General features: G+C 62.4%; 26 protein-coding genes. 8 read left to right on the forward strand and 18 right to left on the reverse strand.

What is annotated here, in order from left to right:
• Window positions 1–60 precede the first annotated feature (60 nt).
• A complete protein-coding gene (locus tag ISP19_RS16835) occupies window positions 61–1,323 on the forward strand; it encodes a threonine/serine exporter family protein (protein WP_204683574.1) in 1,263 nt (420 codons plus the stop codon).
• 319 nt (window positions 1,324–1,642) lie between these two features.
• On the opposite strand, the gene ISP19_RS16840 is transcribed toward ISP19_RS16835, so the two are convergent.
• The 4 genes from ISP19_RS16840 to ISP19_RS16855 all read right to left on the reverse strand — a co-directional run bounded on the left by ISP19_RS16840 (window position 1,643) and on the right by ISP19_RS16855 (window position 5,477).
• A complete protein-coding gene (locus ISP19_RS16840; protein WP_204683575.1) occupies window positions 1,643–1,915 on the reverse strand; it encodes an XAC0095 family protein in 273 nt (90 codons plus the stop codon).
• Window positions 1,916–2,567: 652 nt separating this feature from the next.
• Window positions 2,568–2,897, reverse strand: coding sequence for an H-NS histone family protein (locus ISP19_RS16845; protein ID WP_204683576.1), 330 nt, complete (start codon window positions 2,895–2,897; stop codon window positions 2,568–2,570).
• A 274-nt stretch (window positions 2,898–3,171) separates the two neighbouring features.
• The gene (locus tag ISP19_RS16850; RefSeq protein WP_204683577.1) at window positions 3,172–4,869 is read right to left on the reverse strand and encodes a proline--tRNA ligase; all 1,698 of its coding nucleotides are present in this window, start codon (window positions 4,867–4,869) and stop codon (window positions 3,172–3,174) included.
• Window positions 4,870–5,033: 164 nt separating this feature from the next.
• Window positions 5,034–5,477, reverse strand: a complete 444-nt coding sequence (locus ISP19_RS16855; protein ID WP_204683578.1) for a DUF4124 domain-containing protein — start codon at window positions 5,475–5,477, stop codon at window positions 5,034–5,036.
• Between the two features lie 170 nt (window positions 5,478–5,647).
• On the opposite strand from ISP19_RS16855, the gene pssA reads away from it, so the two are divergent.
• From pssA to rimI, 3 genes are read left to right on the forward strand one after another with little or no spacing between them, the layout of a single operon-like run.
• A complete protein-coding gene (pssA, locus tag ISP19_RS16860; protein ID WP_204683579.1) occupies window positions 5,648–6,424 on the forward strand; it encodes a CDP-diacylglycerol--serine O-phosphatidyltransferase in 777 nt (258 codons plus the stop codon).
• Window positions 6,421–6,900, forward strand: coding sequence for a DNA polymerase III subunit psi (locus ISP19_RS16865; RefSeq protein ID WP_204683580.1), 480 nt, complete (start codon window positions 6,421–6,423; stop codon window positions 6,898–6,900). Before pssA ends, ISP19_RS16865 begins: the two co-directional genes overlap by 4 nt.
• Window positions 6,900–7,370: a ribosomal protein S18-alanine N-acetyltransferase gene (gene rimI / locus ISP19_RS16870; protein ID WP_204683581.1), complete on the forward strand. Its 471-nt coding sequence runs from the start codon at window positions 6,900–6,902 to the stop codon at window positions 7,368–7,370. The genes ISP19_RS16865 and rimI overlap by 1 nt, the downstream gene beginning before the upstream one ends.
• 206 nt (window positions 7,371–7,576) lie before the next feature.
• Here the strand turns inward: rimI and ISP19_RS16875 are convergent, their stop codons facing one another.
• Window positions 7,577–10,489 (reverse strand): valine--tRNA ligase, encoded by a 2,913-nt coding sequence (locus ISP19_RS16875; protein ID WP_204683582.1) that lies wholly within the window; start codon window positions 10,487–10,489, stop codon window positions 7,577–7,579.
• Window positions 10,490–10,795: 306 nt separating this feature from the next.
• Between ISP19_RS16875 and ISP19_RS16880 the strand changes: the two genes are divergently transcribed.
• On the forward strand, window positions 10,796–11,749 hold the full coding sequence (locus ISP19_RS16880; RefSeq protein ID WP_204683583.1) for a hypothetical protein: 954 nt from the start codon (window positions 10,796–10,798) through the stop codon (window positions 11,747–11,749).
• Between the two features lie 28 nt (window positions 11,750–11,777).
• Window positions 11,778–12,470, forward strand: coding sequence for a tRNA (adenosine(37)-N6)-threonylcarbamoyltransferase complex dimerization subunit type 1 TsaB (gene tsaB, locus ISP19_RS16885; protein WP_204683584.1), 693 nt, complete (start codon window positions 11,778–11,780; stop codon window positions 12,468–12,470).
• A gap of 67 nt (window positions 12,471–12,537) precedes the next feature.
• Here the strand turns inward: tsaB and ISP19_RS16890 are convergent, their stop codons facing one another.
• Window positions 12,538–13,578: a YeiH family protein gene (locus ISP19_RS16890; protein WP_204683585.1), complete on the reverse strand. Its 1,041-nt coding sequence runs from the start codon at window positions 13,576–13,578 to the stop codon at window positions 12,538–12,540.
• A gap of 94 nt (window positions 13,579–13,672) precedes the next feature.
• Here ISP19_RS16890 and ISP19_RS16895 point away from each other — a divergent pair, with 94 nt between their 5' ends.
• The gene (locus tag ISP19_RS16895; protein WP_204683586.1) at window positions 13,673–14,569 is read left to right on the forward strand and encodes a LysR substrate-binding domain-containing protein; all 897 of its coding nucleotides are present in this window, start codon (window positions 13,673–13,675) and stop codon (window positions 14,567–14,569) included.
• A gap of 85 nt (window positions 14,570–14,654) precedes the next feature.
• Here ISP19_RS16895 and ptsP read toward each other — a convergent pair whose 3' ends face one another.
• The 12 genes from ptsP to ISP19_RS16955 form a co-directional block, all read right to left on the reverse strand.
• The gene (ptsP, locus tag ISP19_RS16900; RefSeq protein ID WP_204683587.1) at window positions 14,655–16,397 is read right to left on the reverse strand and encodes a phosphoenolpyruvate--protein phosphotransferase; all 1,743 of its coding nucleotides are present in this window, start codon (window positions 16,395–16,397) and stop codon (window positions 14,655–14,657) included.
• Window positions 16,398–16,523: 126 nt separating this feature from the next.
• On the reverse strand, window positions 16,524–16,793 hold the full coding sequence (locus ISP19_RS16905) for an HPr family phosphocarrier protein (protein ID WP_204683588.1): 270 nt from the start codon (window positions 16,791–16,793) through the stop codon (window positions 16,524–16,526).
• Window positions 16,786–17,178, reverse strand: coding sequence for a PTS sugar transporter subunit IIA (locus tag ISP19_RS16910; RefSeq protein WP_204683589.1), 393 nt, complete (start codon window positions 17,176–17,178; stop codon window positions 16,786–16,788). Before ISP19_RS16910 ends, ISP19_RS16905 begins: the two co-directional genes overlap by 8 nt.
• Window positions 17,179–17,221: 43 nt before the next feature.
• On the reverse strand, window positions 17,222–18,115 hold the full coding sequence (gene rapZ / locus ISP19_RS16915; RefSeq protein WP_204683590.1) for an RNase adapter RapZ: 894 nt from the start codon (window positions 18,113–18,115) through the stop codon (window positions 17,222–17,224).
• Between the two features lie 5 nt (window positions 18,116–18,120).
• Window positions 18,121–19,071: an HPr(Ser) kinase/phosphatase gene (gene hprK / locus ISP19_RS16920; RefSeq protein ID WP_204683591.1), complete on the reverse strand. Its 951-nt coding sequence runs from the start codon at window positions 19,069–19,071 to the stop codon at window positions 18,121–18,123.
• A gap of 168 nt (window positions 19,072–19,239) precedes the next feature.
• Window positions 19,240–19,566, reverse strand: coding sequence for a ribosome hibernation-promoting factor, HPF/YfiA family (gene hpf / locus ISP19_RS16925; protein ID WP_204683592.1), 327 nt, complete (start codon window positions 19,564–19,566; stop codon window positions 19,240–19,242).
• A gap of 162 nt (window positions 19,567–19,728) precedes the next feature.
• Window positions 19,729–21,201 (reverse strand): RNA polymerase factor sigma-54, encoded by a 1,473-nt coding sequence (locus tag ISP19_RS16930; RefSeq protein ID WP_204683593.1) that lies wholly within the window; start codon window positions 21,199–21,201, stop codon window positions 19,729–19,731.
• Between the two features lie 142 nt (window positions 21,202–21,343).
• Window positions 21,344–22,060, reverse strand: coding sequence for an LPS export ABC transporter ATP-binding protein (gene lptB / locus ISP19_RS16935; protein ID WP_204683594.1), 717 nt, complete (start codon window positions 22,058–22,060; stop codon window positions 21,344–21,346).
• 7 nt (window positions 22,061–22,067) lie between these two features.
• Window positions 22,068–22,721 (reverse strand): lipopolysaccharide transport periplasmic protein LptA, encoded by a 654-nt coding sequence (gene lptA, locus ISP19_RS16940; RefSeq protein WP_239556888.1) that lies wholly within the window; start codon window positions 22,719–22,721, stop codon window positions 22,068–22,070.
• Window positions 22,669–23,352 carry an LPS export ABC transporter periplasmic protein LptC gene (gene lptC / locus ISP19_RS16945; RefSeq protein ID WP_204683596.1) on the reverse strand — a complete coding sequence of 228 codons (684 nt, stop codon included), beginning with the start codon at window positions 23,350–23,352 and terminating at the stop codon, window positions 22,669–22,671. Before lptC ends, lptA begins: the two co-directional genes overlap by 53 nt.
• Complete coding sequence (locus ISP19_RS16950; RefSeq protein WP_204683597.1) at window positions 23,349–23,891, reverse strand: KdsC family phosphatase; 543 nt, start codon at window positions 23,889–23,891, stop codon at window positions 23,349–23,351. Before ISP19_RS16950 ends, lptC begins: the two co-directional genes overlap by 4 nt.
• A gap of 17 nt (window positions 23,892–23,908) precedes the next feature.
• On the reverse strand, window positions 23,909–24,919 hold the full coding sequence (locus ISP19_RS16955) for a KpsF/GutQ family sugar-phosphate isomerase (RefSeq protein WP_204683598.1): 1,011 nt from the start codon (window positions 24,917–24,919) through the stop codon (window positions 23,909–23,911).
• A gap of 157 nt (window positions 24,920–25,076) precedes the next feature.
• Here ISP19_RS16955 and ISP19_RS16960 point away from each other — a divergent pair, with 157 nt between their 5' ends.
• A complete protein-coding gene (locus ISP19_RS16960; RefSeq protein WP_204683599.1) occupies window positions 25,077–25,316 on the forward strand; it encodes a BolA family protein in 240 nt (79 codons plus the stop codon).
• Window positions 25,317–25,346 lie beyond the last annotated feature (30 nt).

Consider the following 25,346-nt stretch of genomic DNA (forward strand, 5'->3'; position numbering starts at 1 on the left):
TGCATCGACCGCCCACCTCTCTTCGCCCGCATTTGCCGCCACCGCCAGGGTGGCCCGGGCATGAGTGGCCAGTTCGCGACCATCTCGCTCAATACCCGCATCGCTTTTCTGGTGGAGCTTGCCAGCCGCCTGCACAAGTACGGCACCTCATCGCCGCGCCTGGAAATGGCGGTCTCCGGCTCCGCGCAGCGTCTTGGCGTGGGTGCCGAAGTGTGGTCGAGCCCCACGGCGATCATCATCTCCTTTACGGATCTCGCGCATGGCGAATATGGGCGTCTGGCGCAGACCACCCAGGTGATCCGCCTGACGCAGGGCGATGTGAATCTCGACAAGCTTTGCCGCGCCGACGAGATCGCTGACCGGGTCATTGCCGGCGAGCTGGATCTGCGTGAAGGCTTTCGCCTGCTGCGTGAGCTGGAGTTGCCGGATACACGCGCTCAACAGGCAGCCGTGATCGGAAGCTATGGGCTTTCCGCCGCGGCCATCGCCGCGCTGTTTCTGCACAGTTCCTGGGTGGATTTGCTGGTCGCTGCCGTGGTGGGTCTGATCATCGGCACCATCACCATTCTTTCGGCCACGCGTCCGCGCCTGGCGGTGGCGAGCGATGCGATCTGCGCCATGGTCGCCACCTTGGTGGTGATCATCTTCAGCGCCTTCGTGGTGCCGCTGGCGATCAAGTCGGTGATCCTGGCCGGTTTGATCGTGCTGGTGCCGGGCATGTCGTTGACCACCGCCGTACGCGAGATTTCCAGCCAGCATCTGGTGTCCGGCATGGCGCGCATGGGCGGTGCGATGGCGACCTTGCTCAAGCTCACCTTCGGCACCGTGGCGGCCACGCAGATCTGCGCCGTGCTCGGCATTCAGCCGCGCGATTTCGCACTACCTGAATTGCCCAAGTGGGTCGACTATCCGGCGCTGCTGGTGGCGGCGATTGCCTTTGCCATCCTGTTCCGCGCGGCCAAGCGGGATTGGCCGGCGGTGATCGTGGCGGTGATCGTGGGCTATCTGGTTACGCGCCTCGGCGGTGAGATCTCGGTGAATTTGCCGGGTGCGCCCTTCGGCGTGTTCCTGGGTGGTCTGCTGCTCAGTGCGATGGCCAATATCTATGCCCGTTATGCGCACCGTCCCGGTGCCGTCATCCGCGAACCGGGCATTTTGCTGCTGGTGCCGGGCAGTGTTGGGTTTCGCAGTGTTTCCTATCTGCTTGCGCACGATGTGACCTTGGGTTTCGACACCACGGTGTTACTGGTGACTTTGCTGATAGCACTGGTGGGCGGGCTGATGTTCGGCGAATTGCTGGTGGCGCCGCGACGTTCGCTTTGAGGCAGCGTTCATTCTGCTTTACTTCCTCTCCTCGCTCCTCAGAGCCGAGCACATCCATGTGCTCTCCCCGCGTGCGCCGGGCTTGATCCGGGGGTTGGGGTGAGGAGCCGCGCTTGCCGATAGCGTCAATCTTCGCGTGATCAATGCCGCATTCGTTCTTGATGCTCGATGTGATTGTCTCCAACGCTTCACCAATCAGCCGGGTAGTTTGGTAGGTTGGGTTAGCGCAGCGTAACCCAACGATGGTTGTCGCTTCGATCGAATTCCGTTGGGTTACGCTGCGCTAACCCAACCTACCAAACCGCCGGCCTGGGCTTGATCAATGCCGCAAGCGGTCCCGATGTTCGATGCGGTTGTTCTGCTCCAATTGCTCCAGTGCCTCACCAATCAGTCTGCTGATCAGCTGGAAGGTGAGTTGCATCTCCCAGCGGGGAATCATCACGGTGCCATCGTCGTCGGTGGGCGACTTCTCATCGGCGGCGACGTCCGCCATGGCCAACAACAGGCGCTGAAGGTTTTTCAGTTCGATGTAGTCGTCTTCGGACAATAGGTAATGCTTCAACCCGAACGGGTCGATGTAGGTGGTTTCCATCGGCGTTCTCCACGCGTTTAGGTCGCCCGCGCATTGCGCGCGGGCGAAGGGACTGCAGGAAAAACCTGCTCGTTTCAGCGGAATGTGCAACTTCCGCTAGGACGATTACCCACTTGGGCCCGACGCCGCGCAGTCTGAGCGGCGGTGAAGTAGCGCTGATGTCGGCTTGGCGGGGTCACGCGTAGGCGTGCGTGCCGTAAAATCGGGGATAACCATGGTGAACTCACTCTCAGTTTGTTATGGCCAGCGGATCGTTTGGGGTGCTAGCCCAGGCGATCCGCGCTACTTCTCTAGTGTCGGGCGTGTCGTGGTCATCGCTGGGATGGGCACGTCCGACGCGCATACGATTGCATAAGCAAGATCGATGGTGTTCAAGAAGGGGCGAATTTTTTGGTGATGGAAAATTCGCCGCGTCCGCTTTGGCTCCCTCTCCCCTTCGGGGAGAGGGTTGGGGTGAGGGGCTGGGCTTGCGGGGAAATTCAGAGCTTGCTTGAAGTTTCTTTGCAGTCCATCGCGAGGTTGGCCCCTCACCTCGATCCTCTCCCCGGAGGGGAGAGGAAGAAAAGCGGGCAGTTTTATTTTCATCGCAACAGAAAATAAAAACGCCGGCTTCAAGCCGGCGTTTTCAATATGCGCATTCCGCCAAAGCAAATCAGATCGCGAGATCTTTTTCTTTCTTGCCGGCCTTCAGCGCATCGTTGAACCAGCGCGGGCGCTTGCCGCGGCCGGACCAGGTCTGCTCCGGATCAGCAGGGTTGCGGTATTTGGGAGCTACCGCGCCGGTGCCGCGACGCTTGGTGACAGCGCCACGTGCGCCGCCGAAAATATCGTCGAAGCTGTAGCCTTCGGCCTTGATCATGGCCAGCACTTTTTCGCGCAACTTGCCGACCTTTTCCTTGCGCAGCTCGTCCTGACGAGCCTGGGCCTTGCTGATCAGCTCGGTGAGCTGGGTGTGATTGAGATTCTTGATATCAACGGCCATAAGGGCGCTCCGGTAAATGAATTAAATGTTGCAGTACTCCGGGCTATTGAATTATCGAATAGGTGCCCGGTGGGATTTTCGATTTTCACGCATGAGTGGCCAAATTGCAAAACAATATCAGCGAGATAATCACTGTGCCTTGTCGGAATGGTCCTATGTGTTTATTGCGGGATGGTTAATGAGCAGAGAGTGGAGTAATGCTTCGCAGCTTTCCTTTGCACGCATAAAAAAAGGCCGCATGCAGCGGCCTTTTTCAATAAACGGATGAAGCAGATCAGCCGAGGATTTCGAATAGCTGGTCACGTGTAATGGCGCTGCTGTCAGCGGCATCACGCGCGCGATATTCCAAGGTGCCGGCCGCCAGACCGCGTTCACTCACCACTACGCGATGCGGGATGCCGATCAATTCCATATCGGCAAACATGGCGCCGGGGCGCAGGCCGCGATCGTCCCACACGGTTTCAATGCCGCGCGCGGTCAATTCGTTGTAGAGCGATTCGGCCGCGGCATGCACTTCCGGTGCGTTCTTGGGATTGATCACGCACACCGCCACGCGCCAGGGCGCCATGGCTTCGGGCCAGATGATGCCGGCGTCGTCGTGGCGTTGTTCGATGGCTGCGGCAACGATGCGGCTGACGCCGATGCCGTAGCAGCCCATCCACATCACCTGTTTCTTGCCCTGGTCATCGAGCACGGTGGCGTCGAGCGCCTCGGCGTATTTCTGGCCTAGCTGGAACACGTGCCCGACTTCGATGCCGCGCGCCATGTGCAGCGTGCCGTGGCCGTCCGGCGAGGGATCGCCGGCCACGACCTGACGGATATCTTCGATGCGCGTGATGCGTGCATCGCGTTCCCAGTTGGCGCCGGTGTAGTGGGTGTCGTTGGCATTGCCGCCGCAGACGAAATCGGCCAGCACCGCCGCACTGCGATCGACGATCACCGGAATCGAATCGGGCAGGCCGACCGGGCCGATAAAGCCGGGACGCGAGCCGACGGCGGCGAGAATTTCCTCTTCGCTGGCCAGCACGGACTCATCCGGCAGTTCGGCAAGCTTGGTCGCCTTGACTTCGTTGATCTCGTGATCGCCGCGCAGGCACAGCGCGACCAATCCTTGCTTGCCACGCACGAGCACGGTCTTGAGCACGCGATCGGCGCTGATGCCGAAATGCGCGGTGACGTCTTCCACCGTGCGCACGCGCGGCGTGTCCACGCGTTGCAGGTTGGCGCAGGGGGCAGGGCGTGCGATGGTCGGCGCGAGGGCTTCGGCTTTTTCGATATTGGCGGCGTATTCCGAGCCATCGGAGAAGGCGATGGCATCTTCGCCCGAGTCGGCCAGTACCTGGAATTCGTGGCTGGCATTGCCGCCGATCGCGCCGGTATCCGCCTGCACGGCGCGGAATTTCAGGCCCAGGCGGGTGAAGATGCGGGTGTACGCCTGGTACATCGCCTCGTAGGTTTCGGCCAGCGATTCCGGGCTGAGGTGGAAGGAGTAGGCGTCCTTCATCAGGAATTCGCGCGCGCGCATCACGCCGAAGCGCGGACGGATTTCGTCGCGGAACTTGGTCTGGATCTGATAGAAGTTGACCGGCAGCTGCTTGTAGCTCTTCAGCTCATTGCGCGCGAAGTCAGTGACGACTTCTTCGTGGGTGGGGCCGTAGCAGAATTCCTGCTCCTTGCGGTCCTTGATCTTCAGCAGCTGGCCGCCGAATTTTTCCCAGCGGCCGGTTTCTTCCCACAGTTCGCGCGGCTGCACGGAGGGCATCAGCATTTCGACGGCGCCGGCGCGGTTCATTTCCTCGCGCACGATGTGCTCGACCTTGCGCAGTACGCGCAGGCCCAGCGGCGACCAGGTGTAGAGACCGGCAGCGAGCTTGCGGATCATGCCCGCGCGCAGCATCAGCTTGTGGCTGTCGATTTCTGCATCGGCGGGGACTTCCTTGACGGTGGCCAGGTGGAATTGGCTGAGGCGCATGTGCGGCGAATCCGGCGACAAAAACGCGATTATAGCCGGGCTAGCGGCTTTCTCCGGCGATGAGTGCGAGTATTTGCAGTGGTGGCAGCGCTGTTGGTGGCACGCGAGCAGTCCCGCCCGCGAAGGGGCGGGCAATGGCTAGCCGAGCGACCGGGAAGCGTGCGTCAGCTGTTGTTGTCGCTGCAGTACTGCTGGTACGTGGACTGGCCGGCATCCAACTGCTGCTTGCGCTGGTCGGCGTTGAGCAGTTGCTGCTGGCCGCCCGCGCCCTGCATCACCACCGGACCGGCGCCTTGCAGGGTGGCGATGTTCGCCTTCAGCGAGGCACAGAGCTTGGCGCGGTTTTCCGGGGTGTCGGGCGTCTGCGCGTTGTTGCTGCTGCTTTGCGAGCTGTCGGTCGAGGACGAGGAGGTCGAGGCCGCACTGCTGCCGGACGAGGCGGGCGCTTCGGTGCCGGTGGCGACCGACACCTGGCTGTACTTGGTGTTCCCCGGCGGCGGGGTTTCCGAGAAATGGGTGATGCCCTGGGCGTCGGTCCACTTGTAGACCTGGGCAGTGGCCAGCGGCGCAACCAGTAACAGCACGAGGGCGATAGGCAGGCGACGCATGGGCGGGCTCCGACAGCGGATTGGGGTGATGCGCTAGTTAACATCCGGTGCAGGCCTGGACTCAAGCGGCGGCTTCGCCCAACTGCCGATAACGTGCTTCCTTGCACGTTCCCGGGGCGTTTTCCGGTACCCCTTGCTACACTGCGTGCCATCCCGTCACGGATGGATTCATGAGCGACACCACGCCAGTCCGGGCGCCACGGCATCCCGGTATTTATCTTTTGCCCAACCTGTTCACGACCGGCGCGATGTTCGCCGGGTTCTATGCCATCGTCGTGAGCATCAGCGGGCGTTTTGCGGACGCCGCCATCGCCGTGTTCGTGGCCGCCTTGCTGGACGGCATGGACGGCCGCGTGGCGCGCCTGACCAACACCCAGAGCGAGTTCGGGGTGCAATACGACTCGCTGTCGGACCTGGTCAGCTTTGGCTTGGCGCCCGCGCTGGTCATGTACAACTGGTCGCTGTCGAGTCTGCGCGAGTACGGGCCGCTGGGCGGCAAAATCGGCTGGGCGGCGGCGTTTATCTATGCCGTGTGCGCGGCCTTGCGCCTGGCCCGCTTCAACACCCAGGTAGGGGTGATCGACAAGCGTTATTTCCAGGGCCTGGCCAGCCCGGCGGCAGCGGCGGTGTGCATGTCGTTCGTGTGGAGCATGGACAACTTCGGCATCTCCGGTGATGAGCTGGACATGTTCACGCCCTTCATGGCGGTGATCGTCGGCCTGCTGATGGTCAGCCGCTTTCGGTACTACAGCTTCAAGTCGCTGCCGATGGGCGACAAAGTGCCGTTCCTGTGGATCCTGATCGCGGTGCTGATCCTGGTGCCGTTCTTCGTCGATCCGCCGCGCGTACTGCTGGTGGTATTCACCTTGTACCTGTTGTCCGGGCCGGTGGTGACGCTGTGGGGATTGGCCACGCATCGCAAGCGCCCGCGGCGCGGGGCGGCATGAGCGCGCTGATCGCCAGTCCTGCGCATCGCAGCCGTGTGCTGCAGGCGCTGGGTGTGGTGCCATGGCGTCGCCGCGCGTTGGCGGCCGTGCCGGAAGCGGCGGAAACCGCGGCCGTTGCCGAGTCGATCAGCAGTGCGGATGTGGTGATCGTGCTGCCGCCGGGAAGCGCCGTGCGCGAACTCGATCTGCTCGGGCGTGCGCTGTACGCATTCGGGCCGCAGCTGGCGCGCGCCGCGCGCGTTGAAGCGAGCGACAGCGAAACGATGCAGGTACCGCACGCCAAGGCTTATCTGGTGTTCGGCCAGGCGCAGGCGCACACGCTGGGCCGGGCGCTGCCGGCGGATGTCATGCGCGATGCGCATATCGTGCTGGCGGATGCTCCGGCCGAGGTGCTCGGCCAGGCCGCCGCCAAGCGCCGGTTATGGCAGGCCTTGCGCAGTGTGCGCCGCGCGCTTGCCGCAGGAGCATTGCCCTGATGGTTGCGGTCGCGCGCCCCTCACTTGAGATGCGCGCCATGCGCCGGGAAGACCTACCGCAGGTCGGCTTGCTGGAAAACGCGTCCTACGATTTTCCCTGGACCCAGGGCATCTTCGGCGACTGCCTGAAAGCCGGACATCCTTCCTGGGTGTTGTGTCTGGAAGGACGGATCATCGGCTACGGCATTCTTTCCGTCGGTGCGGGCGAAGCGCACATCCTGAATGTTTGTATTGATCCGGAGCAGCGCGGGCAGGGCTTCGGGCGTCACCTGATGAAGCGCTTGCTGGATATCGCGCGCTGGAATGGCGCCGAGCGGGTATTTCTGGAAGTGCGGCCGTCCAATCCGAATGCGCATCAGCTTTATGTGTCGATGGGCTTTCGCGAGATTGGGCGGCGACCGCGTTATTACCCTGCGCATGGTGGGCGTGAGGATGCGATTGTGATGGCGCTGGAGTTTGCGGTGTCGTGACCCGAACGCTTGCTCCCTCTCCCCTCCGGGGAGAGGGTTGGGGTGAGGGGACACTCTTGCGAAAGAGTTGATTGCGTAGCCCTGAGGCATCAGAGCGGATATTTGTCGTAACGGCGGCGTTTACGGCAAGCGCGGCCCCTCACCCCAGCCCCCGGATCAAGTCCGGGGCAGGCTCTCTCCCCGGAGGGGAGAGGGAGAAAAGCGGGTCAGCCCAGTTTTTGCAACTGCTCGCGCAAGGCCGTGAGCTGCGTGCTCCAGTCAGCAATGCGCTGACGTTCCTGCGCCACCACTTCAGCCGGTGCATTGGCCACGAAGTTGGCATTGCCGAGCTTGTTCTCGCACTTCTTGATCTCGCTTTCGATCTTGCCGATTTCCTTGGCGAGACGTGTTTTTTCGGCACCCAGGTCGATCAGGCCGGCGAGCGGGATCAGCACGCGCAGCGAACCGACCACGGCGGCCGCGGCTGCGGGTTCATCCGCACCGGAAGCAATCCACTGCGGCGCTTCCACGCGAGCGAGGAAGCTGATCTGCGCGGCGAACTTGGCTGCACGTGCGCGATCGCTGGCATCACCATCGGCCAGTAGCAGCGGAATGGTTTTGCCGGGCGGGATATTCATTTCAGCGCGAATGCGGCGAATGCCGTTGAGCACGTTCTTGAACCATTCGATTTCGGCGGTGGCGGCTTCGTCGGCGGGAATCTCGCTGGCCTTCGGCCACGGACGTTGCAGGATGCCGTCGGCCTGGATGCCCAACTTGGGCGCGACCGATTGCCAGATCTCTTCGGTGATAAACGGCACGATCGGATGCAGCGCGCGCAGCACGGTTTCCAGCACGACCAGCAAAGTGTGGCGGGTCGATGCGGCGGCGATCGCGTCGTCGCCGTTGAGCGCGGGTTTGGACAGCTCCAGGAACCAGTCGCAGTATTCGTTCCACACGAACTCGTACAAGGCCTGTGCGAGCAGGTCGAAGCGATAGGTGACGAAGTGCTGCTCCACCTCGCTCAGCGTTTGCTTGAGGTGGGTGAGAATCCAGCGCTCGGCTTCGGTGGCCGGTGCGCCCGACGGCGCGGGGATTTCGCCTTCCGGCAGGTTCATCAGCACGAAGCGCGCGGCGTTCCACAGCTTGTTGCAGAACGCCTTGTAACCCTCGGCGCGCTTGATGTCGAAGTTGATGGTGCGGCTGTAGCTGGCCAGTGCGGCGAAGGTGAAGCGCAAGGCGTCGGTGCCGATGGCGGGAATGCCGCCCGGGTAATCCTTGCGGATGCGCTTCTCGACTTTTTCGCGCACCTGCGGAATCAGCAATGACCTGGTCGATTTTTCCACCAGCGGTTCCAGCTCGATGCCGTCGATCAGGTCCAGCGGATCGAGCGTGTTGCCCTTGGACTTGGACATCTTCTGGCCTTCCGCATCGCGCACGATGGCGTTGATGTACACCTCACGGAAGGGCACCTGGCCGGTGAAGTACTTGGTCGCCATCACCATGCGTGCGACCCAGAAGAAAATGATGTCGAAGCCGGTGACCAGCACAGCGCTGGGCAGGAAGATCTTGTCGACCTGCCAGTTGGCGACGATGTCGCCGCGTTCGTTCTTGACCGGGCCGTTGGCCGGCCAGCCGAGCGTGGAGAACGGCCACAGGGCGGAGCTGAACCAGGTGTCCAGCACGTCTTCGTCCTGCTTCAGGGCGCCGATCGGCGCGACGGAGGCGTGTGCGCGTGCATCGGCCTCGTTTTCGCCCACGAAGATGTTGCCGGCTTCGTCGTACCACGCCGGAATGCGATGGCCCCACCACAGCTGGCGGCTGATGCACCAGTCCTGGATGTTGTCCAGCCACTGCGTGTAGGTGGTGGTCCAGTTCTCCGGCACGAACTTGATCTGGCCCGAACGCACGGCGTCGAGCGCGGGTTCGGTGATCGCCTTGCGGCCACCGACGCGGCCATCCGGCTGTGTGTCGCTGGTGAGATCGACGAACCATTGATCGGTGAGCATCGGTTCGATCACCGCATCCGAACGCTGGCTTACCGGCACCTGCAATTTGTGCGGCTTGGTTTCGATCAGCATGCCGGCGGCTTCGAGATCGGCGAGCACCACTTTGCGTGCTTCGTAACGATCTAGGCCCCAATACTTTTGAGGAATCCCAATGTCCGAAGCCAAATCCACCACACGTGAGACCTGCAGTGGCGTGGGATTTGAAGAGCGCTGCTGTGAGTACCAATCCGAGTTGCTAACGACTTTTGCTTCTTTCGTGAAAATGTTGATCGTCGGCAAATTATGACGCTGACCAATGGCGTAATCGTTGAAGTCGTGTGCAGGAGTGATTTTCACGCAACCGGTGCCGAATTCGCGATCGACATATTCGTCAGCAATAACGCGTATTTGGCGGTTTGTGATCGGCAGCGTGAGCGTCTTGCCGATCAGATGCTGGTATCGCTCATCGTCCGGATGCACGGCCACGGCCACGTCGCCCAGCATGGTTTCCGGGCGGGTGGTGGCGACCACCAGGCTTTCATCGCTACCGGTGACCGGATAGCGGATCGACCACATGTGGCCGTCGCGTTCGACGCTGTTCACTTCCAGATCGGAGACGGCGGTGCCCAGCACCGGATCCCAGTTCACCAGGCGATTGCCACGATAGATAAGGCCCGCGCGATACCACTCCACGAACACCTTGCGCACCGCGGCCGACAGACCTTCGTCCATGGTGAAGCGCTCGCGCGACCAGTCGGCGGCGACACCCAGGCGGCGCATCTGGTTGGTGATGGTGGAGCCGGATTCTTCCTTCCACTGCCACACACGTTCGACGAACGGTTCGCGGCCCAGGTCGTGACGGCTCTTCTGCTCGACGGCCAGCTGGTTCTCCACGATCTTCTGCGTGGCGATGCCGGCGTGATCGGTGCCGACCTGCCACAGCGTGTTCATGCCGCGCATGCGCTGGTAGCGGACCAGCATGTCCATCACGGTCTGCTGGAAGGCATGGCCCATATGCAGGGTGCCGGTGACGTTCGGCGGCGGCAGCTGGATGCAATACGGCTCACCGTGCCCCGACGGCTGGAATACGCCACTGGCTTCCCAGCGGGCATACCACTTCGATTCGATCGGACGGGGCTCGAAACTCTTTTCCATTCGGGGGCTCGCGTTTGCACGCCGGGGAGGGCGCGCGGTGGTCTGGGCAAGAAAACCCCCATTGTACGGACCGGAGCCGGGGCTGCCAAAAGCGCGGGCCATTCAGTCTTGGCGTCGGTCCATACGGAGGTCGTGGCCGGGCGCCTGGGCAGTTTTGCTGCATCTGGGCGGTTTCGTTCCCGGTGCGGAGAAATGGCCGGCGTTCTGGGGCGAAGGTTTTGCCGGCGCGTCGATCCAGCTTTGCTCTGCGTAATCCGCTATATTTTTCCGCTGATTTACGTCGTGATCCGGCAGGGCGGGGTGGGGATGGAAGAGCGTAACGAAGTCGACATCGCGACGGCAGGCCTGCCCAGGCCGGCTGCAACGACGCCTCGACCCAAGGTGGTCGTATGCATGACCAATCACGAACGTCCGGATTGCGCGCGGATCAATCAGGAAATCATCAAGCTCAACTACGCCGAGCCGTGGTTGATCGTGCATGCCTGTTCCGATCCCAGCTATCAGGGGCACATGGAAGACGTGCTGGTACGTTGCCAGCCGCGCACGATCATCTACGGTGCGCTGAATCTGCTGCAGCAGTCGTGCCGGGCGGCGGTGGAGGTCTACAACCCGCAGTACCTGCTGCATGTCGAAGCCGATACCTGGGTGTTCAACCAGGACATCATCCAGCGCTATATCGATCGGCTCGACCGCAATCCGAAGGCTTTTCTGGCGGCCTCCACCTGGAGTACCGACCAGCGCGTGCAATGGCGCCGTCAGCAGCATCCTTTCGCGAAAGCGAAGCTGGGGGCGGCGAAGCTGCTCAATGCCATGGGCAACGACTTCGGCGTGAAGCGCAAGCAGACCTTGTCCACGCAGTTCTTTATTGCGCGCAACGATCCACGTTTTTTCTCCATGCTGGACGGCATCCAGCCGACCATCGAGAACACGCTGGAATACGATTTCTATCAGGCGTTCGTGCAGGAGTTCGGCAAGCGCGGCGTGATCCACATCACCGAGCGCGAGCCCGTGCATCCGGACAACCGCCACTGGTGTCCGCCTTTGACCCTGCACGCGCAGCATTGGCCGGAAAAATTGCCGCGCCCGGCGAACGTTCCCACCGATGGCACGCCGATGGAAGGCGTGACCGGCCAATACGATATTCCGGGCAAGAAAGAGGTGTTGGCCGCCTACGGTTTCAAGCATGTCGGTCCGGCCATGCGCCAGTTGCTCGATGCGACCGATACCAGCTACTACAACCCCAAGGCCAAGCGTTATTGATGATGCCCGGTAATGCGAGAATGGCCGCATGAACCTGCTAGCCATCGAAACCGCTACCGAAGCTTGTTCCGTCGCCCTGGTCCACGGGGAAAACGTGATTGCGCGCAGCGAACTGGCGCCGCGTCGTCACGCCGAACGGGTCTTGCCGATGGCGGATGAGCTGCTGGCGGAGGCCGGCATCGGCAAGCATGCCCTGGATGCGATCGCCGTCGGCCGTGGCCCGGGTGCGTTCACCGGCGTGCGTCTGGCGGTGTCGCTGGCGCAGGGCATGGCGATGGCCTTGGATCTGCCGGTAGTCACCATTTCCTCGCTCGCCGCGCTGGCGCTGGAAGCCCCGGAAAGCAACGCCGCCATTCTGGCGGTGATCGATGCACGCATGGGCGAGATCTATGCCGCCAGCTATCGCCGCGATGACAACGGTGGCGTGCTGGCGCTGGATGAGGAACGTGTCTGTACCCCCGGTTCGCTGGTGCTGCCGCCCGAGGCAGCGTGGAACGTGGTCGGCAGCGGATGGGCAACCTATGCCGATGTACTGCTCCCACAACTAGGCAGCGCATTTCGCGCCGGCGATGGCCTCCGCTACCCACAGGCGCGGCATGTTGCAACCTTGGCAATCAGCGAGTTCAAGGCCGGCAAAGCCCACGCCCCCGAACTCGCACTACCGGTCTACCTGCGCGACAAAGTCGCCCTGACCCTGGCCGAGCAAGGCCGTTCCACCTAAGAACAGTGAGAGGCCGGTAGTGAGGCGCACGCATGCCCTCTCACCACTCACTCCTCTCCATTTACTCCTAAAGCTGCCCAATCACCATCTGCACCAGCAGACTGCTGATCGATACCGCCGCCCACACGCCCAGGCCCAGCAGGATCGGACGTGCGCCGGCCGAGGCCATCTTGCGCAGGTTGGCGGACAGGCCGATGGCGGTCAGTGCCACGATGATCATGAACTCCGCCGCGACATGCAGCACCGGGATCAGGGCTGCCGGGACAAAACCCGCCGTGCGCACCGCCGATGCCACCAGGAACCACAGGATGAACCACGGGAAGATGCGGCCCAGGCTGAAATCGCTGGCGACACCGGCATGCCTGGCGGCGCGCTTTTCACGCACGGCGACGGCGACGGCCAGGATCAGGCAGATCGGAATGATCAGCGTGGCGCGGGTCAGCTTGACGATGGTGGCGAAATCGCCGGCGGCCTTGCTGTAGCTGTAACCGGCGGCGACCACGGAGGAGGTGTCATTGATCGCCGTGCCCGCCCACAGGCCGAAGCCGAGGTCCGACAGGTGCAGCAGATGGCCAAGCAGCGGGAACAGCAGCACCGCCACGACATTGAACAGGAAGATGGTCGAGATCGCGAAGGCGGTGTCGTGATCATCCGGCTTGATGATCGGCGTGACGGCTGCAATCGCCGAACCACCGCAGATCGCCGTGCCCACGCCGATCAGTATCTGCAGCTTGTTATGCACCTTCATCAGGCGGCCGAGTATCAGTGCCGTGACGAAAGCGGTGGTCATGGTTACCAGCGTCACGGACAGCGATTGCAGCCCGGTCTTGGCCACCTGGGTCAGGCTCAGGCCGAAGCCCAGCACGATGATCGACCACTGCAACACTTGCTTGCTGGCGAACTGGATACCCGGATTGACCGTGCCGGGCAGGGACAGCGTGTTGCGGACCAGAATGCCCAGCACGATGCCAAACACCGGGCCGCCAATGACCGGGACGGCACGGCCAAGCCACCAGGCGGCCAGCGAAATGCCGACGGCAAGCAGCAGGCCGGAGGCGTGGGCGCGCAGGCCGGGCTGAGTCGCGGGGAGTGAGGCTGTGGCGTTCATAACCAGGGGCTGCCTGAAAAGGATGGGCTTATTGTCCGCGCGGTTACCTATTAGGAAAATTTGAAATATCTAATCATAGGTATAAGATTGACTGATGCTTAACGTCAGCCTGCGCCAACTCGAGGTTTTTGTGCAGGTGGCCCTGCACGGCAGCGTCCGCGCTGCGGCCGACCGTCTGCACCTCACCCAGCCCGCCGCGAGCATGGCGCTGGCCGAGATGGAACGGCAGCTCGATGCGCCGGTGTTTGATCGTGAACGGGGCCGGCTCCGGCTCAACGCCCAAGGCCGGGAGTTGCTGCCGCTGGCGCAGGAGCTGCTGGAGCGCCACGCCGAGTTCGGGCGCCGCGCTGCCGGCAAAGCCGTATCCCTGGCCGGCGAGCTGCGTATCGGCGCCAGCAACACCGTCGGCAATTACCGCGTGGGTGAACTGCTGGGTGATTTTGTGCGTGCGTATCCGCAAGTCGCGATCCGGCTGCGTGTCGCCAACACGGGGGATATCGCGGCGGCCATGCTTGATCACAGCCTCGATGTGGGGTGTGTGGAAGGTCCGGTGACTCACCCTTTGATCGAAGCGCGCCCATGGCGTGACGATGCATTGGTGGTCTGTGCGCCACCCGATCATCCGCTGACCAGGAAGCGTGGCCTCAAACCCGAGCATTTCGCGGGTGCGCGCTGGGTGCTGCGCGAACCGGGTTCGGCCACACGCACGACCAGCGAACGCGCGCTTGCGCAACTGCCACCGGGTGAAACGGTGATGGAGCTGGATCAGATCGAAGCGATCAAGCAGGCCGTTACGGCAGGGCTGGGAATTGCCTGCCTGCCGGAAGTCGCCGTGACGGATGCGGTAGCGACGGGTCGGCTAGTGGCTTTGAAAACGCCGTTCCTGGATTTGCGCCGCAAGCTTTCGATTCTGCTGCATCGGGAAAAGTATCGCGGCGCGGCGCTGGAGGCGTTTCTGCACTCCATGTCGTCGTTTGGTAGGTTGGGTTAGCGCAGCGTAACCCAACGGAATTCGATCGAAGCGATAAACATCGTTGGGTTACGCTGCGCTAACCCAACCTACCCACCTACCCAACCTACAAATGCTCGCAGGCCGTAAGCGAGGTGAGCAAGGCTTCGGCTTCTTCGTGCGTCCGCGCGCGAATCAGTTTCGGTGCGTGGGAGCGCAGCAAGGCGTGATCGAGTGTAGCGAGGCGGTCGCGTACGTGCAGGATCTTGCTGGGATGCATGCTGAATTCACACAGGCCCAGTGCAAGCAGCAAGGCGGTGAAACTCACGTCGCCGCCGATCTCCCCACACAGGCTGACCGGCTTGCCGGCACGCCGCCCCGCAGAAATGACGTGCGAGAGCAAACGCAGCAAGGCCGGTTGCAGCGGGTTATAGATGTTTTCCAGCGCATCGTTGCCGCGATCGGCGGCCAGCACGTATTGCGCCAAATCGTTGGTGCCGATCGCGAGGAAGTCGGCGTGTTCGAGCAATGCGCGCACGTTGATGGCTGCCGCGGGCACTTCGATCATCGCGCCGAGGGCCAGTTTTTCCGGCAGGTCGATGTTCTCGCGCTTGAGCTCTTGCCGCGCCAGCTTGAACAACGTGCGCACGGCGATCAGTTCATCCGGCTGGGTCACCATCGGCACCAGCACGCGCACGGGGCCATAGCACGCGGCGCGCAGGATGGCGCGGATCTGTGTGGAGAATACCGCGGGATGACGCAGCGAAAGGCGTACACCGCGTACACCCAGTGCGGGATTTTCTTCGCCGCGAATGACCAGTCCGGCCGCGTCCGCCTTGTCCGCGCCCAGATCGAGCGTGCGGATGGTTACGGGCGCACCACCCATGCCGAGCACGACATCACGATAGGCAATGAACTGTTCGTCTTCTGAAGGCAGACCCTTGTGGCGCAGGAACAGGAACTCCGTGCGATACAGGCCAATGCCATCGGCACCGCGCGCGCGCGCCATGGCCACGTCCGACGGCGACTCCGCGTTGGCGAGCAGGTGCACATCGATCCCGTCGCGGGTGCGCGTGGGTGCATTGGCGAGACTGGCGAGGCGCCGGCCTTCCAGTATGGCTTCGCGCTGCCAGGCGCGATAACGCGCCAGATCCTGCGCCGTGGGGTGCACGACAGCTTCGCCGTGCTCGGTATCCAGCAGGATCAGGTCATCATCGTGGATCGTGGCCAGCGCATCGCGCGTACCCACCAGCATCGGCAGGCTGAGACTGCGCGCCAGAATGGCGCTATGCGAATACGGACTGCCGGAACTGGTGATGACGCCCAGCAAGCCATTGCCCGCCAGATGCGCCATGTCCGCCGGCGCCAGCGTATCGGCCACGAGGATTTCGCCGACGCGCGCGGCCAGCTTGCGTTCCTCGGCGCTGGTCTGCCGTTGCAGGGCGGAAATGACGCGGCCGATGACCTGGTCGACGTCTTCCATGCGGCTGCGCAGATAAGGGTCGTCCATGGCGGCGAACACGCTCGCCAGGCGATCGCGCTGTTTCTTCAACGCGGCGCCGGCACGGTAGCGGCCAATGGTGATCATCTCGTCGAGGCCGCGCAGCAGTTCTGCATCGTCAAGCAGCAAGGTGTGCGCGTCGATGAATTCGTTGACTTCGCGCGCGAGTGCGCCATGCAGTTTGCCGCGCAGTTCGCGCAGTTCCTGGCGCGCTGTTTCCAGCGCGGTGTGCAGGCGTTCGAGTTCGGAGGCAATCTCCTCTTCATTCAGTGGGCGCGTGTCGACCAGATAGCGGCTGGGCTGAACCAGTCGGGCGCGGCCGAGTGTCATGCCGCGCGAAGCCATCGTGCCGGACAGGATTTGCCTCATGGGCGATCCTCGCGCTGCAGGCTGCCAGGAAGCTGGAAACGGCAAGGAGGCGCGGCGTGCGAAATTTCGCTACCCCGCTTGCTCGATGTTATCCATTCCCTGTGCCCTGGTCCCTGCCTCATTTCTTTACGCCCCTTCGTCGAATTTGCGATTGAACAAATCCACTACCGCATTGAGTGCCACCGATTCATCCGGGCCATCGGCGCGTATGGTGAGCGGCGTGCCGATGCCTGCAGCCAACATCATCACGCCCATGATGCTTTGTGCGTTCACCTCGCGACCTCTGCTGATCAGCCAGACCGTGGATTTGAAGCTTTGCACGAGCTGCACCAGCTTGGCCGATGCGCGGGCATGCAAGCCCAGTTTGTTGGAGACGACAATTTCTTTTTCAAGCATGGTCTATGAAGATCCCTCCGCGACCGCCGCTGGCCGCGATTTCCGCCAGTTCGTCCAGCGGCTTGTCGGCGTAATTGAGCACACGCAAAAGCATGGGCAAGTTCAAACCTGATACACAGCGCAGCCTTACACCAACAGAACTCAAAGACAGGCCGATGTTGCATGGCGTGGCGCCGTACAGATCTGCCAACACCAGCACACCTTCGCCGTGATCCAGTTCGCGCGCATGCTTGGCGGTCAGCGTGCGCATCACATCCGGATCGGCCCGGGCCGGTACTTCCACGGTGGCGACGCGCAGCGGCAGTTTCGGCAGCACGTGACGCGCCGCTTTCACCAATGCCTGGCCGACCGACTCGTGAGTCATGAGAAGCACGCCGACGGTCATGACACGGCGGCTTCGCTTGGGTTATGCAGAGACAACATGGAGATCACTCGAGTTCACGATGGAAAGTCAGCACGCTTTCGCGGCTGATGCGATAGTGCGCGGCAAGCTTTTCGACCAGGTACACCGAGCGGTGACGACCGCCGGTACAACCGATGGAGATGGTGACGTAGCTGCGGTCGTCCGCTTCGAAGCGGGGCAGCCATGCATCCAGCCAGCGGGCCGTGTCGGCAAAGTATTCGCCGACCGTTGGCTGGCGTTCGAGAAAGTCGCGTACGGGACCGTCCTTGCCCGAAAGCGGCCGCAAGGTAGGTTCCCAGTGCGGGTTCGGCAGGCAGCGGGCGTCGAACACAAAGTCCGAATCCAGCGGCAGGCCGCGGCGAAAGGCGAATGACTGGAACATCAGCGTCAGGCCGGATGCGGTCTGCGCGTAGCCGGTGGCGATCAAGCGGCGCAGCTGATGCACGTTCAGGTCGCTGGAGTCGATCACGCGTTCGGCAATCGCCATCAGCGGGCGCAGCAGCCGGCGTTCTTCTGCGATTGCGTCAGCCAGCGACAAGCCGCGCGCGGCAAGCGGATGCCGGCGACGGGTTTCCGAATAGCGCTTGATCAGCACTGCATCACTGCAGTCCAGAAAGATCAGGTGCACATGCACGCTCGCCGCCAGAGCGGAAAGCACCTTGGGCATATGCTGGAAATCTTCGTCGCGATTGCGCACGTCCACGCCGACCGCGATGCGCCGGCGATGGCTGTCGCCGCGGGTGGCAGCCTCGACCAGTTCCGGCAGCAGCGCGCTGGGCAGGTTGTCGACGCAGTAGAACTCCAGGTCTTCCAGCGCGCGCAAGGCCACGGTTTTGCCGCCACCGGACATGCCGGTGAGCACAACCAGATGGATGGCGTTCGGATCGTCGGCCAGAAGGATGCTGTCTTGCAGACTCATGTCGGTTACCAGGGAGGAAGACGGCGCATCTGATGGGCTTGGCGATCCATGAAGCTCAACGCCGGATCGATGCCCTTGCTCTTGAGCATATGGCTGCGTACGGCGGCTTCCACCAGTACGGCCAGGTTGCGGCCCGGCGCGACGGGGATGGTGATCATCGGCATTCGCACATCGAAGATTTCGCGGTGGCCTACGTCGCCGGTGATGCGTGTCATGGCATCGGTGACATCACCATCGCGCAGCGGCTTGAGATGGATGACCAGGCGCAGGTACTTGGAGGTCTTGACCGAGGTGTGGCCGAACATCTCGCGCACGTTGAGCACGCCGAGGCCGCGCACTTCCAACAGATCCTGCAACAGTTCCGGGCAGGCGCCATCGATGACATCTGGCGCGATCAGCGTGAATTCGGGGGCGTCATCGGCAACCAGGCGATGGCCGCGGCTGATCAGCTCCAGCGCCAGCTCGCTTTTGCCCGAGCCCGCTTCGCCGGTGATCAGTACGCCGATCGAGAACACTTCCAGCAGGACGCCATGCAAGGTCAGGCGCGGCGCCATGGTGCGTGCCAGGTGATATTGCATCCACGTCAGCAGCTCGTGGCCACGCTTGGAGCTGATCCACAGCGGTGTATTGGTTTCTTCCGCAACTTCACGCAAGTCGGCGGGGATCGCCTGATCCTTGGTGACGATGAAGGCCACCGGATGGGTAGCGGCGGCCTTGTGCACGACTTCCCAGCGCTGGCGCGAATCCAGGCTGTCGAGATAGCTCAGCTCCTCGGTACCGACGATCTGGATCTTGTTGGGGTAGATGACGTTGAGATAGCCCACCAGCGACGGACGCCGGGCAGGCGTGGAGCCGTATTCAAGCACGCGCATTTCGCCGCGCATGCCGGCAACCCACCGGAGCCCCATGCGCTCGTGGATGTCGTCGTAGAGTTGTCGTGCGGTAAGCCGATCCAAGAACGTTCCTTTTTTGCCGCGGAGCTGCCTGGTCGGGGGCGGCGGCAGGAACATTGTGCCAGTTCGAGGGCGACTGGTTGTAATCGGGAAAGGGAAAGTTGAGCTGAAGGGCAGGGCCGGGGGCGGTTTCAGCCCGCCTCCCGCGTGGGGAGGCGGGCGTGGAATGCTTCAGATGGTGGCCTGGCGGGCCGCGTAGACTTCACGCTGGTGCTTGTCACACAGCTTTTCACGGTAACGGCGCAACTGGGTCAGGAGCGTATCGAACAGCTTGTCAATGGAGACGTACATGTCACTCTCTGCCGCCTCAGCGTGCAGGGACTTGCCTGCCACATTGAGCGTTCCTTCGGCGCGTTGCTGGAGCTTGTTCACCGAAAGCACGATATTCAAACTGAGTATGCGGTCATCGAGGCGGGTCAATCGATCGAGCTTGGCCGTTGCATGATCACGCAGGGCTTGGGTGATATCGATCTTTTGACCACTGAGTTGGAATTGCATGGTGCGCCTCCTATTGCTAGAGCTGGCCGCCAGGGGCGGCGTGGGCGGTACGCGGATCGCCGTGAACGATCATTGCACCGTGAAGCGAAACCTTTGGTGTTGAATATGAGAACGCCTCGTTGAGTGGCAAGTTCCCCGTCGTGAACAACGGGGGCGCGTGGTTCAGCTATTGCGCTGTCGTTCGCTGGAGCTCGGAATACGCAGGATTTCACGGTATTTCGCGACGGTACGGCGGGCCACTTGAATGCCCTTGCCGTGAAGTTCTTCGGCGAGCGCCTGATCCGATAACGGTTTGCGCGGATCTTCGCCGTCAACAAGTTTGCGCAGCATGGCTTGGATGGCGGTGGCCGATGCACTGCCGCCATCTTCGGTGGAAACGCCGCTGGAGAAGAAATACTTCAGTTCGTAGGTGCCGCGTGGCGTGTGAATGTACTTGCGGGTGGTGACACGTGAAATGGTCGACTCATGCATACCCACCTCCTCAGCCACTTCACGCAGCACCAGCGGCTGCATGGCTTCCGGACCGTAATCCAGAAACGCGCTTTGCCGGCGCACGATGGCTTCCGCCACCTTTAGCAGTGTTTCGGCACGGGACTCCAGACTCTTGATCAGCCACCGTGCTTCTTGCAACTGCCCACGCATCCAGCTTGCATCATCGCTGCGCGCCTGCGCAATAAGACTGCAGTAATGCTGGTTAAGACTTAGTTTCGGCTGGCTATCGGGATTGAGAAGAACCCGCCAGCGGGTGCCGTCCTTGCGGGCGTAGACGTCGGGGGCGACGTACTCGACCGGGGTGGTGTCCATGGCCGCGCCCGGGCGCGGATCCAGGCTGCGGATCAGGATGGCCGCGCTGGTGGTCTCTTCCTCGGTGGCGTGCAGGCGGCGGGCCAGCTTGGCCATGTCGTTGCGGGCCAACAGCTCCAGTTCCTGCTCGACGATCCGCAAGGCCAGGTCGCGATACGGCGTGCTGGGGTCGAACTGTTCGAGCTGCGCACGCAGGCAATCCTGCAGATCGATGCTGGCGACACCGGCCGGATCGAAGCGCTGCAACTGGCGGCGTACGTTCTCGACTTCTTCCGGCGTGGCTTTCAGGTGCGGAGGCAATGCGGCGAGCACGGCATCCAGGCCTTCGCTCAAATAGCCGTCCGTATTCAGGGCGTCGATCAACACCGTCGCGATGGCCTTGGCGCGCGCATCCATCGGCGTGAGATTGAGCTGCCACAACAGATGTTCCTGCAGCGATTCGGGCGCGGCATTCTGCGGCTCCAGGCCTTCATCATCGCGATTGTTCTGGCTGCCGCTGCCATTGCTGGACGAAAAGTCGATCGGCTCGTCGGTGCTGATATCCGGCTCGGTCCACTCCGGCGCTTCGTCGTTGTTGTCGCTGCTGGAGGTGGCGTCGCTGCTTGCCGGAATTGGCTTGTCGAATTCACTTTCGAATTCGCCGTCGACTTCAGTTTCGTCCTGCTCGGCATCTGCATCTTCGGCGAATTCGAGCAATGGATTGCTCTCGGCAAGTTGGCGCAGTTCTGCGGCCAGCTCCAGTTGCGACAACTGCAAAAGGCGAATGGCCTGCTGCAGCTGTGGCGTAAGAGCCAGCTGTTGATTGAGACGGAACTGAAGCCCTGGTTTCATGCCTGCCTAGAGGGTGAAAGTGACTTCATCCTAACCCTTCGGCGGAACGCCGGCCATACTTGTCACGGCCGGAATGACCGGCCGAGCATGTGGATGTGAAACGGCGCAAATTAGGTCTTGTGGAGCGGATAAAGTTGCGCTATTACAGGCGGAATTCCCGGCCCAGGTAGACTTCGCGTACCTTTTCGTCCGCCAGGATATGGGCGGGCGTGCCGCGCGAAAGCACCTCACCCTCGTTCATGATGTAGGCGCGGTCACAAATGCCCAGCGTCTCACGTACGTTATGGTCGGTGATCAATACGCCGATGCCGCGTTCCTTCAGGTGGCGGACGATGCGCTGGATTTCACCCACCGAGATGGGGTCCACGCCGGCGAATGGTTCGTCCAGCAGCATGTAGCGAGGCTCGGCGGCAAGTGCACGGGCGATCTCCACGCGACGGCGTTCACCACCGGACAAACTGATGCCTTTCTGGCCTGAGATGTGGGAAATCTTGAGTTCGTCCAGCAGGCTTTCCAGCTGTGTTTCGCGCTTGCGCTGATCCGGTTCGCGCAGTTCCAGTACCGCCATGATGTTGTCAGACACGCTCAGCCGGCGGAACACGGAAGCTTCCTGCGGCAGGTAACCGATGCCGAGCTTGGCACGCGCATGCATCGGCAGGCCGGTGATGTCCTGCTTGTCGAGCTTGATCGCGCCGCCATCGGCTTCGATCAAGCCGACGATCATGTAGAAACAGGTGGTTTTGCCGGCGCCGTTGGGACCGAGCAGGCCGACCACTTCGCCCTGGCGGATCGAGAACGCGAAATCACGCACCACCTGGCGCGCACGGAAACTTTTTTGCAGGCCTTCTGCGGAAAGCATGTAGCGATTATTCCTTGGTGGAAGTGCTGCTGGCCGATGCCGGCGCGGCAGTACTGGAAGCCGGTGCCGGCTTGGCCGTGCCCGTTGCCGGGGTACTGGCGGCAGGCTTCTTGGCTGGTGTCGGGGCCGGAGCAGGCGACGCGGCCGGCTTGCCATTCTTCGGCGGCGGCAGCGGCTTCTGCTTGGGCAGGAAGGTCATGGTGACCTGGCCGGCATTGCCACTTTCGCCGACCATGTAGCCGGTCTGCGTGTTGTAGGTGAGCTTGGTGCCATGCGCGTCGCCCTTGTTCTGCTGATGTACGAATGCGTTGCCGGTAAGAATCGCGATGCCGTTGACGTTGTCGTAATACAGCTGATCGGCATCGCCGGTCATGAGATTGCCGTTGTCGTCGATCTGTTCGATGTGCGGACGTTTTGGCGCAATGCTGGTCACGATGATGTGATCGACCGAGGTGTCCTCTTTGGCCGTCCAGATCCGGGCAAGTTCGCCCGTGAGCTTCATGGTGCCCTGGGTGATCAGAACGTTGCCCTTGAACGTGCTGATGGAATTGGGTTCGTTGTAGCCGTCCATGCTATTGGCGTGCACCACGTGGATCGGCTGGTTGCGATCATCCTGCCTGGCCATTGCCGGTTGAAGCAGCAACAACAGACCGGCAGTCAACAGGCTTAGCCGTAGCATTGTTCTGGCTTGAGTACAGCACGCCGTGCACGTCATTGAGCAACTCCATATGGTTATCGTTTAGGCTGGCGCGCATGCCGATGCCGTTCATTACGGTTGCACCCTGCGTCATGGTGGCCGGGTCCGCTGTTTGCATGCGGTTCTCTTTCGGCCAGCCGGTGACATTGGAGGTACATAATGTTGCCATGGGACTTAATGCCCCCGTGAGGGCTTGTGTAAAGGCCGGGCGCTGCATGTACACCGGGCCATCCAGCCGCATCAGCGTGCCGCTCTTGTTGACCCAGCCGAACGGTGCGTTGCCGTGCCAGTCCGGCACTCCCGGTTTTTTCGCTGTGATATCGAATACCGGAGTATTGATGTACATCGACTCGTCGCCGGCGCGGCGATCCATGCGCGGCGAGGTCATGGTGAAGCTGAGCAGGCCGTTGACGTCGTAGCTCCATACCTTGCCGGTATAGAGCACGTAGTCGGAAATCGGCGGGCCGATGAAGTCGTTGACCTCGGGTGCGCCGACGACCCAGCTGCGCAGCATCCAGCTGGCGGGTGCGGCAATGGCCAGCAGCACGATGGCGACGGTCGTGCGGTTGTCGCGCAGGTATTGGCGAACATTCACCGCCAGTGCTCCTGCTCGGCCGCCGTCCTGCCCTGCGCGTGCAGGATCAGGTCGCAGACTTCGCGTACGGCGCCCATGCCGCCCGAAAGCTGTGTCTGCCAATGCGCGCGCTCCGCGACCCACGGATGTGCATTGGCGACGGCGACGGCCAGGCCGCACACGCTCATGGCGGGCAGGTCGGGTAGATCATCGCCTACGAACGCCGCTTCTTCGGGCTGAATGTTGAGCGCTTCAATAATCTGCCGCATGCATTCGCGCTTGTCGCCCTGGCCTTGGTAGACGTGGGCGATATCCAGCTCTTCGGCACGCAAGGCCAGCGGATGGCTGATGCGTGCGCTGATGATCGCGACATGGATGCCATTGGCCTGCAGGCGCTTCAGGCCGAGGCCGTCGTGCACGTGGAAAATCTTGGTTTCATGGCCGCTTTCGCTGTACCACAGGCGACCGTCGGTGAGCGTGCCATCCACGTCGAACGCCGCCAGGCGAATCTTGGCGGCGCGAGCGAGCAGGTCGGCGGGGAGGTTGCTGAGATAACCCATGTTGTCGTGTTGTCCGTTCAGACCACGCGCGCGCGCAGCAGATCGTGAATGTTCAGGGCGCCGACGACGCGCTGCGCGTCGTCGACCACCAGCAGGGCGTGGATCTGGTACTTCTCCATCATCTGTGCCGCTTCGATGGCGAGTTTGTCGGCACCGATGACCTTGGGGCCGCGCGTCATCAGGTCACTGACCTTGGCGTTGCGCAGGTCGACGCGGTCGTCATCCAGCGCGCGGCGCAAGTCACCGTCGGTGAATACGCCCAGCAGATGCTGTTCGTGATCGACCACGGCAGTCATGCCCAGGTGTTTGCGGGTCATTTCCATCAAGGCTTCGGTGAGGCTCGCGTTGGGGGAGATCGTGGGTATGCCCGGGCCCGTGTGCATCACGTCGCTGATATGCAGCAGCAGGCGGCGTCCCAGGCTTCCGGCCGGATGGGAACGCGCGAAGTCCTCAGAGGTAAACCCGCGTGCTTCCAAAAGTGCGATGGCCAGCGCGTCTCCCATCACCAGGGCGGCGGTGGTGCTGGCGGTGGGGGCCAGGCCCAGCGGGCAGGCCTCGGCGGAAATGCCCGCGTCCAGGTGCACGTCGGACTGGCCGGCCAGGGAGGAATCCGGGTTGCCGGTAATGGAGATCAGCGGAATCCCCTGGCGCTTGATCACCGGCAGGATGAACAGGATTTCGTCCGTCTCGCCCGAATTGGACAGGGCCAGCACCACGTCCTGCGGCAGGATCATCCCCAGGTCGCCGTGGCTGGCCTCGCCCGGATGGACGAAAAAGGCCGGCGTGCCGGTCGAGGCCAGGGTGGCGGCGATCTTGCGCCCCACGTGGCCGGACTTGCCCATGCCGGTCACCACCAGGCGGCCCTTGCAGCTCAGGATCAGGCGGCAGGCGTCCACGAAGTTCTGATCGATGCGCGGCTCCAGGGCGCGGATGGCGGCAGCTTCCGTGGCGATCACCGTGCGCGCGCTCTGCATGATGGCGGCGGCCGCCACCCGGGTGGACTTGGGCTTGGCAATGGGTGCGTTCATGCGTCCTCAATGGCAACTGGGAGACCTCTGTCGTTTCTGCGACAGCAGATTTCCATTAACATGGCATATTCGCATTCTATCTTGATGCCTGACGCCACATGCTCGCCCATCGATATCGGGCGACCGGCGTTCAGGATCCCAGTGATTTGAGAGACTAATGGACGCAGCCCGCATCCAGGCAATGATTGAAGCCGGCCTGCCCGGCGCACAGGCAAACGTGCAAGGGGACGATGGCGTGCACTTCGAAGCCGAAGTGGTCGCGTCCCAGTTTGCCGGCAAGCTGCCGCTGGCTCGTCATCGGCTGGTCTACGCCACACTGGGCGACCTGATGGGGGGCGCGATCCACGCGCTCGCGCTCAAGACCCTCACCCCGGAAGAAGCCGCTGCGCGCCGTTGACCGCCCGCTGCAACCGCTTTCCGGGTTTCG

The sequence above is a fragment of the Dyella flava genome, from assembly GCF_016904955.1.
GTDB lineage: Bacteria > Pseudomonadota > Gammaproteobacteria > Xanthomonadales > Rhodanobacteraceae > Dyella_B > Dyella_B flava.

What these genes read in the sequence shown, in the direction of transcription:
- ISP19_RS16835 (WP_204683574.1), top strand. Translation starts at nt 61, where the DNA reads ATGAGTGGCCAGTTCGCGACCATCTCGCTCAATACCCGCATCGCTTTT.
- ISP19_RS16840 (WP_204683575.1), bottom strand. Translation starts at nt 1,915, where the DNA reads ATGGAAACCACCTACATCGACCCGTTCGGGTTGAAGCATTACCTATTG.
- ISP19_RS16845 (WP_204683576.1), bottom strand. Translation starts at nt 2,897, where the DNA reads ATGGCCGTTGATATCAAGAATCTCAATCACACCCAGCTCACCGAGCTG.
- ISP19_RS16850 (WP_204683577.1), bottom strand. Translation starts at nt 4,869, where the DNA reads ATGCGCCTCAGCCAATTCCACCTGGCCACCGTCAAGGAAGTCCCCGCC.
- ISP19_RS16855 (WP_204683578.1), bottom strand. Translation starts at nt 5,477, where the DNA reads ATGCGTCGCCTGCCTATCGCCCTCGTGCTGTTACTGGTTGCGCCGCTG.
- pssA (WP_204683579.1), top strand. Translation starts at nt 5,648, where the DNA reads ATGAGCGACACCACGCCAGTCCGGGCGCCACGGCATCCCGGTATTTAT.
- ISP19_RS16865 (WP_204683580.1), top strand. Translation starts at nt 6,421, where the DNA reads ATGAGCGCGCTGATCGCCAGTCCTGCGCATCGCAGCCGTGTGCTGCAG.
- rimI (WP_204683581.1), top strand. Translation starts at nt 6,900, where the DNA reads ATGGTTGCGGTCGCGCGCCCCTCACTTGAGATGCGCGCCATGCGCCGG.
- ISP19_RS16875 (WP_204683582.1), bottom strand. Translation starts at nt 10,489, where the DNA reads ATGGAAAAGAGTTTCGAGCCCCGTCCGATCGAATCGAAGTGGTATGCC.
- ISP19_RS16880 (WP_204683583.1), top strand. Translation starts at nt 10,796, where the DNA reads ATGGAAGAGCGTAACGAAGTCGACATCGCGACGGCAGGCCTGCCCAGG.
- tsaB (WP_204683584.1), top strand. Translation starts at nt 11,778, where the DNA reads ATGAACCTGCTAGCCATCGAAACCGCTACCGAAGCTTGTTCCGTCGCC.
- ISP19_RS16890 (WP_204683585.1), bottom strand. Translation starts at nt 13,578, where the DNA reads ATGAACGCCACAGCCTCACTCCCCGCGACTCAGCCCGGCCTGCGCGCC.
- ISP19_RS16895 (WP_204683586.1), top strand. Translation starts at nt 13,673, where the DNA reads ATGCTTAACGTCAGCCTGCGCCAACTCGAGGTTTTTGTGCAGGTGGCC.
- ptsP (WP_204683587.1), bottom strand. Translation starts at nt 16,397, where the DNA reads ATGAGGCAAATCCTGTCCGGCACGATGGCTTCGCGCGGCATGACACTC.
- ISP19_RS16905 (WP_204683588.1), bottom strand. Translation starts at nt 16,793, where the DNA reads ATGCTTGAAAAAGAAATTGTCGTCTCCAACAAACTGGGCTTGCATGCC.
- ISP19_RS16910 (WP_204683589.1), bottom strand. Translation starts at nt 17,178, where the DNA reads ATGACCGTCGGCGTGCTTCTCATGACTCACGAGTCGGTCGGCCAGGCA.
- rapZ (WP_204683590.1), bottom strand. Translation starts at nt 18,115, where the DNA reads ATGAGTCTGCAAGACAGCATCCTTCTGGCCGACGATCCGAACGCCATC.
- hpf (WP_204683592.1), bottom strand. Translation starts at nt 19,566, where the DNA reads ATGCAATTCCAACTCAGTGGTCAAAAGATCGATATCACCCAAGCCCTG.
- ISP19_RS16930 (WP_204683593.1), bottom strand. Translation starts at nt 21,201, where the DNA reads ATGAAACCAGGGCTTCAGTTCCGTCTCAATCAACAGCTGGCTCTTACG.
- lptB (WP_204683594.1), bottom strand. Translation starts at nt 22,060, where the DNA reads ATGCTTTCCGCAGAAGGCCTGCAAAAAAGTTTCCGTGCGCGCCAGGTG.
- ISP19_RS16950 (WP_204683597.1), bottom strand. Translation starts at nt 23,891, where the DNA reads ATGGGTTATCTCAGCAACCTCCCCGCCGACCTGCTCGCTCGCGCCGCC.
- ISP19_RS16955 (WP_204683598.1), bottom strand. Translation starts at nt 24,919, where the DNA reads ATGAACGCACCCATTGCCAAGCCCAAGTCCACCCGGGTGGCGGCCGCC.
- ISP19_RS16960 (WP_204683599.1), top strand. Translation starts at nt 25,077, where the DNA reads ATGGACGCAGCCCGCATCCAGGCAATGATTGAAGCCGGCCTGCCCGGC.